We start from the raw sequence: 1991 nt of genomic DNA, 5'->3' as shown, positions 1-1991 counted from the left end.
ATCAATTTGTTTAGTTGTTCTTCAAAATCTTGCTTGTTTAAATCACCTGAAACGTACTGATCATAAAGTTTTTGATGATCTTCAGTGATTTCTAAATCGTAATATTCTCGATCTGATTTCTTTAAAAGTACCTCTGACAAACGATTATTTTTTTCGGCATCACTCAATTTCATAGTCTAAATGCTCCTATTTTGCGTTTATTGGCGTTTTTAGCCCTGTTTGGCTAGATTCCCCTGTTTTTGAAGAAAAGGCGCTTAAATGCGATTTTAGGCGGTTTTTGCGCTATGGGGTGAAATTCGATATTGGTGCTTTGCTAACAATAAAATTTTTAGCGGTTTGGAGATTTATCATTTCCCGACAGCAGGAGGGAATGCACGCTTACGCGTTTCTCTCCGAGAAACAAAAAATCGACCTCTGAAAAAGATAAAAATAAGCCCCAAAGTTTGGGGCGTTTTGAAATCTTTTTTAGAGGATTAATTGCTACTTTTTGGCATTCACGTAGTCATAAAATTGAAGTTGCTGTTTTGGGTCTTTTAGCATGATGCGAAGCCGTTGCATAAAATCATCTGGAGATTCGTTCTCCTGCTTTAAGTGAGCGAATTTCTTGTCACGGGACATATTGAACGACAAGCTGTTCACTTGCATATTTCGCAACTCAATAAACTTAGGTTCATCGACCTGTTTAATTGGTGCAGATTGGATTTTTTTAGAACCAAAGCCGAGCTGTTCCAGTAGCGGATAAAACATCCTGAATTTTTTTGGCTCTAAAAGCATGTCGGCAAGGCGTTTCGTAAAGTCTTCGGCTGACTCTCCGATCTCTGCATATTCGCTACCAACTTCGGGTAGTTCAGATAATTTATGTGCGAACAAATGCCGTTGGGCATCGGTCATTTCAACAAAAAAATCGGGTGTGTTTGGATCTCGTTTAGGGTCGATTTTTTGTTCTACTTTTGGCTGTGGTTTTTGTTTGAATCTGAATGAAAAACCACTAATTGAACGACCATTTTTATGTTGTTCTACCTTCACTTTAATGTCTGTTTTTTCATTAATTTGCTGTAATGATGGTTCTAAAACACGACTTTTAAAATGATTCATTGCTTTGTATTCATTAGGTTCAACTCCTAACTGACTTCTGAAATCCGCTAGTTTCAAAATTGGAGTTTTACCTACCTCACGCCATGTTATCAATAGTTCATAAAGTCGTATTGCATACTTGCCTGTAAGTCCTGAAACTTGATTAATCTGATAGCTTGTAAAGTGTTTCTCAAGTCGTGTAATTAGTGGAACTACATCAGGGGCAAAGGTGATTTCTAGTAGAGCAGAATCATCAATGTATTTAATACGACTAACCCATCGTGAGCGAACAATACCAATCCCTTTTGATGTTTCTTCTTGGAATGAAAATTGTCGATCAAATAGGTTGTTTACAGCTTCTTTTAAAGCCTTGTAAGCCCCTTCTTTTGTGACATTGAACTGTTTTGCATAATCACTGGCATGAATTTCTAGTTTACTGTCAGCAGTAATTCCTTTCCCTGTTTCTCTAGCACTGATAATTGCCAATAAAATTAACCTTTGTTCTGTTACCTCTAAGTTGTAACTGGCATTCATAAGAGCATTATCTTTTACAACTAACCCGCCTTTCATTAAGACACCATTATTTTTATGTATATAAAGACACATTATATTTTTATGTGTCTTAATGCAAACTATTTGTGTCGGTATTGGTGTTTTTGAACAAACTATTTGTGTCGGTATGACAAACTATTTGTGTCGGTATGTCCTCTGAAACGCACGTATATCAATACTTTCAAGGCTCTTAAAAGCATTTAAAAGCTTTTTATATTATTAAAAGCCCAAAAAAATCAAAAACGGCATTTAAAACTGCCCTATGTTTTCGCTTCGCTCAAACTCTATTGAATCTCGCTGCGCTCGATTCCTGGGGGCAGTTTTTTTCAAAGACCGGCTAGGACGCTAAAAACAAGCATGGATTC

General features: G+C 36.6%; 1 pseudogene. It reads right to left on the bottom strand.

What is annotated here, in order from left to right:
- Positions 1 to 714 precede the first annotated feature (714 nt).
- Positions 715 to 1644 (bottom strand): annotated as a pseudogene (repM, locus tag FTV38_RS17240) (replication initiation protein RepM); the annotation flags it as partial.
- Positions 1645 to 1991 lie beyond the last annotated feature (347 nt).

The organism is Acinetobacter sp. YH16044 (assembly GCF_013417145.1).
GTDB classification, from domain to species: Bacteria; Pseudomonadota; Gammaproteobacteria; order Pseudomonadales; family Moraxellaceae; genus Acinetobacter; species Acinetobacter amyesii.
Note: the sequence above shows the minus strand (reverse complement) of the source record. Positions and strands in the feature narration are given on the sequence as shown.